Origin of the sequence: Nonomuraea aridisoli (genome assembly GCF_003236395.1) — a bacterium.
Taxonomy (GTDB): domain Bacteria; phylum Actinomycetota; class Actinomycetes; order Streptosporangiales; family Streptosporangiaceae; genus Nonomuraea; species Nonomuraea aridisoli.
Window position 1 is genome coordinate 1 of the sequence record NZ_POUD01000369.1, and the last position, 7,582, is coordinate 7,582.

Genomic DNA, 7,582 nt, shown 5'->3' on the forward strand with positions numbered 1-7,582 from the left:
CGGCACGGATGGCCTGGGTAGGCGATACTCGACGGGTCACGAGCGTGGGACCTCTTTCGTGCGAACTTGGCGGTTCAACACGGAACCTACGCTCGTGATCTATTTACACCGCATCTGGGACGCGACCTTGCGCTCGGCGCGACTGTGTGGCCATTACAGAATCGAGGTCCGTACCCAGGTGAAAGCCGCAGTGAAGTGTCCTGACATGTCGCGCGCTGCGCGTCTGACCGCCCATAGTGCCGTCTCCACATCCCTGGCCTTATGCAGTGACCGCGCCCTGAGCGAACTCGTGGACACGGCCGTGCCGCTCGGATCCGGCATCGGCGGGAAGTCGGCCCTGCTGGAGATCGCCGGAACCCCGGTCTTCGTGAAGCGGGTGCCTCTCACCGATCTGGAGAGGCAACCGGAGCATGTCCGGTCCACGGCGAACATGTTCGACCTGCCTACCTTCTGCCACTACGGCGTCGGCGGGCCGGGCTTCGGGGTCTGGAGGGAGCTCGCCGTGCACACCATGACGACCAACTGGGTGCTCGCGGCCGAACACGAGGGTTTCCCCCTGACGTACCACTGGCGGGTGCTGCCAGACTCGACGCCCCTGCCCGAAGAACTGGCCGACATCGACCGGGCCGTCGCCTACTGGGGCGGCGGATCGCAGGTACGCCGCCGGATCCAGGCTCTGCAACAGTCCTCGGCGAGCGTCGCACTGTTCCTGGAGTACATCCCGCAGAACCTGCACCAGTGGCTGGGCGCCCAGGTCGAGGCAGGCGACCAAGCCGCCAACCGAGCCTGCGCCATGGTGGAGAGGGAACTGACAGCCGGCATCTCGTTCATGAACAGCCGAGGGCTCCTGCACTTCGACGCGCACTTCGAGAACATCCTGACCGATGGCCAGCGCCTCTACTTCGCCGACTACGGCCTCGCTATTTCCTCCGGATTCGAGCTGTCGCAGAACGAGGCCGACTTCTTCAGCCGGCACCAGACCTACGACCGCTGTTATTCCGCCAAGTATCGGGTGGACTGGCTGGTCACTGCTCTGTACGGACTGCGGAGGGAGGACGGGGAGGGGCGCTACAAGCGGGTGCGCGCCTATGCGGAGGGCGAGCGTCCCACAGGAATCCAGGAGGAGGCCGCGGCGATCATTGCCCGCCACGCGCCGATCGCCGCCGTGATGTCCGACTTCTACCGCACGTTCCAGCGCCAAAGCAGGCAGGCCCCCTACCCGCTGGAGAAGATTCGCCAGCTTGGCGGGTGATTGACGCGCGTTACAAGTGACGATCTTTCATCCGTCAGCGCGCCTTGATCCTTCCTCAGCGCCAACGGCTGTCCGCCGGTTCCTCGACCCCCGACATGACGAAAAACGCCCGCCCTCCCCCTTGCGGGAAGGCGGGCGTCGTCGTCCTTGTGGCCGCCCCGTGCCTACGCAGTCAGCTCCAAGAAGTTCCGCACGACCGGCACCTCCTTGTGATCGAGCAGGCCGCCACGCAGATCCTCCAGCGCGCTCGTCCCGCGCGCCGACTCCACCCCGCCCATCAGCCGGACCACCTGCTCAGCTACCTCCACCGCGGCGTCCAGATCGCCCAGCGCGAGATGCGCCTCCGACCGTCGCGCCAGGTAGATCGCCGCGCCGCGCGCTTCCTGCCGGGTGTCGTACGGGTCGTCCCCGTGCAGGGCGGCCTCGAAGTGCTCCAGCGCCCTGCGTGGTTCCCCAAGGCTGAGGGCCGCGCTGCCCGCGCTCTGGTGCACTTCCCCAGCGTTGAGCCAGTACAGCGCAGGCAGGTCCTGGCCAGCAGGCGCGGCCTTGTCGTACGACGCGAAAGCGCTCTCCACCGCCCGGTACGCCTGCACCGGCTCGCCGGCCAGCGAGTACGCGCGGGCCCGGCGCACGTCCAGCAGCGCCACCACGCGCGGGGAGGAGATGCGTCGCGAGGCGAGCGCCCCGTCGAGCAGATCAAGAGCGCCACGCGGGTCCCCGCCCGCGTAACGCAGGTTCGCCCAGAAGGCGATCGTCAACGCCCCGATCGTGTCGTCGCCGGCGCTCGCGGCCGAGCGGAGGGCGGCGATGAAGTGCCGCTCCGCGTCGGCGTGGTTGCCGTTGTCGTAGGCGCACCAGCCCGCCAGCCGGCACGCCTCCGCTGCTGCCCCGTACAGCCTGCGGCCGACCTGCTCGCTGTGCGAGGTCTGCTTGAGCAGGCTGCGGATGAGCCGGATCTCCGTGGTGGCCGCTTCGTAGACGTGCGCCGAGCCGATCTCGTCATCGAGCAGCCGCAGCGCAGCTAAGCGCGCGTCGAGCTGGGTGACGACCTCGGCGCCGATCCGTCGTCCTCCTCGGACGGCCAACGCAGGCTTTGCGGTCGCCCACTGCGCGGCGAGGCCCGCCAGTGTGCCGGTAGATGCGATCAAGAAGCCGCGACGGTCCACTGGCCCTCCAACCATGTCCAGTACTGTGACGCTACCCGCTGGCGTCCAGGGCGACTCCCAGAGCGCGCGATCGTCGTCAGAAGCGGCCAGGAGCCAGTGCGCCCAGCCACGCGCGTACACCTCCCGTTCCGGAACGCCGAAAACATCAGCCATCGCGAGCTGCGCGGTGACCTGCGGGACCGCGGCGCCGGCGATCCACCTGGTCACCTTCTCCTTCCGGGTGGCCAGCCCGCCGAACCCCCGGGCGCGGTGACGGTGAGCGACTTTGCAGAGAAACGTCTCATATGTCCAGTGCCTGCGGTCGAGCAGCACCGTGAGCGGGTGACGAGTCACGGCGATGTCCACGGTCGCGTCCCCTTCGTCGAGGGCTGCCCTTCAGTGTGTTCCGCCCATTCCCGACTGTGAAGCCTCACCAGCGAGGAGGCAACTCGAAGCAACCAGGAGGCAACCGAAGGCAACGCCGCGTCTCTTCACCTGCGCTGATCGGCTGCTCACTCTGGGCGCAACCGGACCACAGGAGGACCGATGCGCATCCTGATCGACGGGCTCGACCTGACCGGCAAATCCACGCTGGTACGTGAGCTGACCTCCACCCTCAACGAACGCGGCATCCCCGCACGGGATCACCGCTGGATGCTGAGCCGCATCCAGCCGTTCGCCGCCCGCCTGCGCCGCCTGCCTCGCGTGCGCCAGCCCGACTCCGGGTTCATCACGGCAGCGCTGCTCGGGCCGGGCTATCTCCTCGACGGCCTGCTCGTGCGGCTGTCGCCGCCCGACCGCTCCGACCAGGTGATCATCCAAGAGGGGTACGCCGACCGGTGCGTCGCCTTCGGCATGGCCAGCGGCCCGCACCTGGCCGCCTGCCTGGCCGTGCGCTGGCCTCGCCTGCTCGCCCCGTTCGACCTCGCGATCTACCTGCACGCCCCCGTGGAGACCCGGGCCAAGCGGCTGGCTATCCGCGACGACGCGGACGCCAACGACCGCCGCACCGTCGAGGACCCATCGTTCGCGGCGACGTTCAACACCACTCTCGTGCGCGGCGTCGGCCGACGCCACACCCACCTGAGGATCTACGACACCTCGCTGCGCAGCGCGGCCGACATCGCTTCGGAAATCGCCGCCGAGGTCGCGCACCGCATCCAGCCCACGCCTGTCGCACACCCTCAGGCGGCGTGATGACCGACCTCGCCCAGATGAGCGCCATCGTGGACCAGGCGCGCGAAGGACTCGCCGCGGCGCTGGCCGGCCGGCCGCTGGTCACCGTCGAGCGGCTCACCTCCGCGCTACGCACCAGCTACACGGGCCCGGCCGCCATCGAAGAGCTCCGGCCCACGCTGAGCATCGGCTGCTACCGGGCGTGGCCTGCTGCCATGCCCCGCACGGCGGCCGCCGCCGAGGACCACACCCTCATCCGCTCCACGCAGGAACGGCACGACTGGCTCCCACGGATGCGACGCGACGCCGACCGTCACCTGCGCACGCTGAACCGGCCGATCGTCACCGCCTGGTACGCGACGCCGCTTCTCCGCGACCTCGCGGCCGCAAGCGGCACCGTGGCGGCGACCGACGGCGAGCTGCGCGACACGATCGAGGCCAAACCCGCGTTCAACGACCTGCTGCGCGCGGCCGGAGTCCCCGCCACGGTGCGCATCCCGTCCGTCCGCGTCGATCGCCTGCCTGACCTGGCCGAGCTACGCCGCGCGGTCGGCACCAACACGGTGGTGGTGCAGTCCGGGGCGACGTCGGGCGGGCGCGGCACGGTCTTCGTGACCAGCGAACGCGATTTGGACGACGCCGCGCGGCTGCGGGGACCGTACCGCGTGGCCGCCTTCGTGGACGGCTGGTCCTCCAACACCACGGTGCTCAGCGTCCCGGACGGTCAGGGCGGCGTCAGCGTGTACGTCGACCGGCCCTCGCACAAGTCGGTCGGGGTGGCCGAGCTGGGCATCGGGCCGGCGAAGAGCGCGGGCAACGACTGGTCGCGGCCCTGGCCGACCGGCGCGGCCACCGTGCTCGTCGAGTGCGCCGAACGCATCACCGAGTGGGCGTGGCGGCGGCACCGCGCGGCAGGGCTGTTCGGCCTGGACGCCATCCTCACCGCCGAGGGGCACGTCTACCCCAACGAGATCAACTGGCGCAACCAGGCACGACCGAGGTGTCCGCCGTCAACCAGCAGCGTCGCGGCCTGCCGCCGTTCATCGCCGCCCACCTGGCCGTGATGCTCGGAGGCCGGCCGACCTGGCTCGGGTCCGCTGACGACTTCAACCATGACACCATCGCCCACGCCAGCCAGGCAGGCGGCCCGTTCTACGTCAAGGCCCGCCTCTGCCACGACGGGCCGGCCCGCATCACCCCCGGCCACCCTCCGGGCGTCTACCGGCTCAGCCACGACGACCGGCTGCGCTGGGTCAGGCCCGGAGCGCACCCGGCCGACGCCGACACCGACAACGGAGAGGTTCTCCTCGCCAACCTCCCGGGCCCCGACATCGTGTGTCACCCCGGCGCCGAGATCGCCACCGTCGAAGGCATCACCAGCGGCGCCAACCAGCCGTTCGACGGGCCCGCCCGCGCCTCCACCTTCATCACGCGCGTCCACACCGCGCTGCACCACCTGTTCCGTCACCGCCGCTTCCATGTCCCTGCTCGACCAGCTGCGCGCCCTGCCCGACGACGCGTTCACGCGGCTTGTTCACCGAGCCCGGACTGACCGCGTTCGTCCGCGCCTTCGCCCAGGTCGCGGCCGAGCGTGACCTGCAGATCGCCGGCGGCCGCATCCACCGGCCCGGCGTGTTGTTCCCCTACCTCGACAACGACGTCTTCTCGTACCGCACCTCGACACCCTGTGCGGGCTGGCGCGCGACGTGCTCGGCGTCCGGCTGCGCGTGTCCAGCGTGGGCTACTCCAGCCTCAACCCGCGCCTGGTCGAGATGCACCAGCGCATCGCCGACCAGCACGCCGAGGTGTTCGACGGGATCCGGCTGTCGCTCACCCCGTACACCATCGGCTGGACCGGCGCCGATCCGGCGACCAGCCGCGCCCAGTTCGTCCGCGACTTCGCGCACGCCCTGGCCACCTACCGGTCGGCGTTCGACCAGCTCGGCCACGGCCCCGCCACGGCCGCCGTCGAGATGCGCTTCGCACCCCTGCTCGGCCTCGCCGACCTAACCGACACCGTCATCGACGGCCGCCACGTGCTGGCCTGCGGCCCGCATCTGCTCGTCTCCCTCGACGAGCACGACGGCGAGCTGCCGCTGACCGAGGTGGAGCGGCTGGACGAGCGCACTCAGCCGGTGTTCTCCACCGAGGGGCGCCGCTACCTGCACCTGGTAGGCGACCAGCTCGACGCCGAGTCTGCTACCGTGCGAGCCGTCCTGGGCGGCCACCTCGACGTGCCGTACCGGGCGCGAGCGGTCAGGATGTTCCGCTTCTCCAACGCCGACGGCGACTACTACGCGGCTGACCCCGACTTCCACAGCGACGGAACCTTCACCGCGCTGCACCTCTACCCGGCCACCGAGAACCGCAAGCGGTCGGGCTACACCGACGCCACCCGGCACGTCCTGAACGCGCTGCTCGCCTACAAGGCTGCCCGCGGCCTCGGCCGCCGCGACCGCTTCCCTCACGCCACCTACTCCGACGTCGATGCGGTGCTGACGCAGCTCGACACCATCGCGGCCGGCCTCGGCGACGGCGTGGACCGTTGCGCCGGCGCCCATCTCAGCGAGAGCGTCATCCCGCTCCTGCGCAGCTACCCGAAGCCCTGCACCTCACCGGGTATCCGGCCGCGGCGTTCTTCTCCCGGGACTTCACCATCGATACCGGGCAGATCGTCAACCAAGGCAGGGCGATGGGCCTGTTCCGGGGCCTGGTCTCCCTCGACGGCGAGCCGATGACCCCAAGGGAGGAAAGGGGCTTCGGCGCCGCCAGCCTGTCCAGTGTGCGCGGCCCGATCTGGCGGATCGCCCCCATCCCGTTTGCTCCCGCCGGACGTCTGCCGCTGGCGGTCGCCGGCGGCAAGAACGACACGACCACCACCCCCACCCTCGTCATCGAGGAGCTCGACCCGTGCGACCTGCGGCCGGTCATGCGCGGCACCTGCACCCGGCTTCGCCGGTACACCGTTACCGGTGTTGACCTGGAGCACCTCACGCTCGACCAAGGCCGCGCCGGCCTGGCCATGCCGGGCCTGCTCGCGACCGCCTGAACCGTCGCCCCGCGCAGGCCTCTCGGGAAGGGTTTCGTTTCCCTGATAGCCGGGCCTGCGCGGTGCAATATGGCGTGCATGACGGACCCCACCACCACGCCCTTCGCGCGCGTGAAGATCCGCACTGGCGCTCTGGTGTTCTGCGGCGACGACATCGCGCTCATCCGCCGAGACCGGCCAACCGGCTCCCACTACACCCCGCCCGGGGGCAACGTGGCCACCGGGGAGGACCTGCTCGACGCGCTGTGGCGGGAACTCGACGAGGAACTCGTCCTCCACCACGGCGATGCCCCCCCCGCCCGAGTTGTGCTGGATCCAGGATCAGATGGTCACGCGGCCCGGCCCGACGCCGCCGCCGCGTAAGATCCACATGATCTTCCGCTGCCACATCACTTCGGACGTCCGCGCACGCCTGGCCACCGTCGAGTACGACGACCTGCCGGACGGTAGCAGCGAGGCGGGCGTCATCGAGTGGGTGAACTACCGCAAGTCGGAGCACCTGCCGCTGTTTCCGCTGATCGGGACGGCCGTCAGCGCACTGGCCACGCCGGACGCCCCGCCCGGCAATCCCCTTCTCCCAGCGGTCACGGACCAGAACTACACATGGGTGTAAGGCCCGATCAAACACGAAAAGCCCCCGCCCGCCTCCGAAGAGGCGACCGGGGGCTTCCCCATATGTTCAGCGGCGGCCCTGTCCGTTCCAAGATCAACGTCGTTTAGGGCTCATGACATGTTTCTTACCGGCACCCCACGCTCGTGCTGCTCGAATTCGAGCAACACGTACGCTGCCAACACCGCGCCCTCCTCGGAAGCGTCAAGAGCCGTGGGCGGTTAGCTTGTTCTTTATCCTCCGGATTGTTGTAGTACTGCGAGGGTGCGGCCCCGTCTGACGGTTTTGCCCACGTCGTAGCGGGGGGCGGGTCGGCGGTTGGGGATGCCAGGTGGGCGCCCGGGCCCGGG

Annotated in this window: 9 protein-coding genes; 8 read left to right on the plus strand and 1 reads right to left on the minus strand. The window is 69.9% G+C overall.

Annotation, left to right across the window (positions count from 1 at the left end; genetic code table 11):
- Positions 1-94 precede the first annotated feature (94 nt).
- On the plus strand, positions 95-1,252 hold the full coding sequence (locus C1J01_RS44135) for a serine/threonine-protein kinase (protein ID WP_220040420.1): 1,158 nt from the start codon (positions 95-97) through the stop codon (positions 1,250-1,252).
- Positions 1,253-1,416: 164 nt separating this feature from the next.
- Here the strand turns inward: C1J01_RS44135 and C1J01_RS44140 are convergent, their stop codons facing one another.
- Entirely contained in the window at positions 1,417-2,763 is a 1,347-nt protein-coding gene (locus C1J01_RS44140; protein WP_220040421.1) for a tetratricopeptide repeat protein, read from the minus strand.
- A gap of 180 nt (positions 2,764-2,943) precedes the next feature.
- Between C1J01_RS44140 and C1J01_RS44145 the strand changes: the two genes are divergently transcribed.
- The 7 genes from C1J01_RS44145 to C1J01_RS52865 all read left to right on the plus strand — a co-directional run bounded on the left by C1J01_RS44145 (position 2,944) and on the right by C1J01_RS52865 (position 7,235).
- On the plus strand, positions 2,944-3,594 hold the full coding sequence (locus C1J01_RS44145; protein ID WP_111184983.1) for a nucleoside/nucleotide kinase family protein: 651 nt from the start codon (positions 2,944-2,946) through the stop codon (positions 3,592-3,594).
- A complete protein-coding gene (locus tag C1J01_RS44150) occupies positions 3,591-4,637 on the plus strand; it encodes an ATP-grasp domain-containing protein (RefSeq protein ID WP_146615954.1) in 1,047 nt (348 codons plus the stop codon). The genes C1J01_RS44145 and C1J01_RS44150 overlap by 4 nt, the downstream gene beginning before the upstream one ends.
- Positions 4,574-5,125 (plus strand): hypothetical protein, encoded by a 552-nt coding sequence (locus C1J01_RS44155; protein ID WP_111184985.1) that lies wholly within the window; start codon positions 4,574-4,576, stop codon positions 5,123-5,125. Before C1J01_RS44150 ends, C1J01_RS44155 begins: the two co-directional genes overlap by 64 nt.
- 154 nt (positions 5,126-5,279) lie before the next feature.
- Positions 5,280-6,311 (plus strand): hypothetical protein, encoded by a 1,032-nt coding sequence (locus C1J01_RS44160; protein WP_111184986.1) that lies wholly within the window; start codon positions 5,280-5,282, stop codon positions 6,309-6,311.
- The gene (locus C1J01_RS44165; RefSeq protein WP_111184987.1) at positions 6,266-6,622 is read left to right on the plus strand and encodes a hypothetical protein; all 357 of its coding nucleotides are present in this window, start codon (positions 6,266-6,268) and stop codon (positions 6,620-6,622) included. Before C1J01_RS44160 ends, C1J01_RS44165 begins: the two co-directional genes overlap by 46 nt.
- Positions 6,623-6,700: 78 nt before the next feature.
- Complete coding sequence (locus C1J01_RS52860) at positions 6,701-6,985, plus strand: NUDIX domain-containing protein (RefSeq protein ID WP_235855072.1); 285 nt, start codon at positions 6,701-6,703, stop codon at positions 6,983-6,985.
- Positions 6,948-7,235 carry a hypothetical protein gene (locus tag C1J01_RS52865; RefSeq protein WP_235855073.1) on the plus strand — a complete coding sequence of 96 codons (288 nt, stop codon included), beginning with the start codon at positions 6,948-6,950 and terminating at the stop codon, positions 7,233-7,235. The genes C1J01_RS52860 and C1J01_RS52865 overlap by 38 nt, the downstream gene beginning before the upstream one ends.
- The last annotated feature ends 347 nt before the right edge of the window (positions 7,236-7,582 follow it).

Coding starts and splice junctions, on each gene's coding strand:
- C1J01_RS44145 (WP_111184983.1), top strand. CDS start 2,944: ATGCGCATCCTGATCGACGGGCTCGACCTGACCGGCAAATCCACGCTG.
- C1J01_RS44165 (WP_111184987.1), top strand. CDS start 6,266: ATGGGCCTGTTCCGGGGCCTGGTCTCCCTCGACGGCGAGCCGATGACC.
- C1J01_RS52860 (WP_235855072.1), top strand. CDS start 6,701: ATGACGGACCCCACCACCACGCCCTTCGCGCGCGTGAAGATCCGCACT.
- C1J01_RS52865 (WP_235855073.1), top strand. CDS start 6,948: ATGGTCACGCGGCCCGGCCCGACGCCGCCGCCGCGTAAGATCCACATG.